Below are 343 nucleotides of genomic sequence, written 5' to 3'. Positions count from 1 at the left end.
CCGCGAGGTGGAGCTAATCTCACAAAACCGATCGTAGTCCGGATCGCAGTCTGCAACTCGACTGCGTGAAGTCGGAATCGCTAGTAATCGCGAATCAGAATGTCGCGGTGAATACGTTCCCGGGCCTTGTACACACCGCCCGTCACACCATGGGAGTGGGTTGCACCAGAAGTAGCTAGTCTAACCTTCGGGAGGACGGTTACCACGGTGTGATTCATGACTGGGGTGAAGTCGTAACAAGGTAGCCGTAGGGGAACCTGCGGCTGGATCACCTCCTTAATCGACGACAACAGCTGGCTCATGAGCTCCCACACGAATTGCTTGATTCATTGAAGAAGACGAT

General features: G+C 53.9%; 1 rRNA gene. It reads left to right on the top strand.

Features of this window, described 5'->3' with window-relative positions:
- Positions 1-279: ribosomal RNA gene (locus tag IFT57_RS26845) — 16S ribosomal RNA — on the top strand; the annotation flags it as partial.
- Positions 280-343 lie beyond the last annotated feature (64 nt).

The organism is Pseudomonas sp. CFBP 13719, assembly GCF_014842095.1.
Taxonomy (GTDB): domain Bacteria; phylum Pseudomonadota; class Gammaproteobacteria; order Pseudomonadales; family Pseudomonadaceae; genus Aquipseudomonas.
Note: the sequence above shows the minus strand (reverse complement) of the source record. Positions and strands in the feature narration are given on the sequence as shown.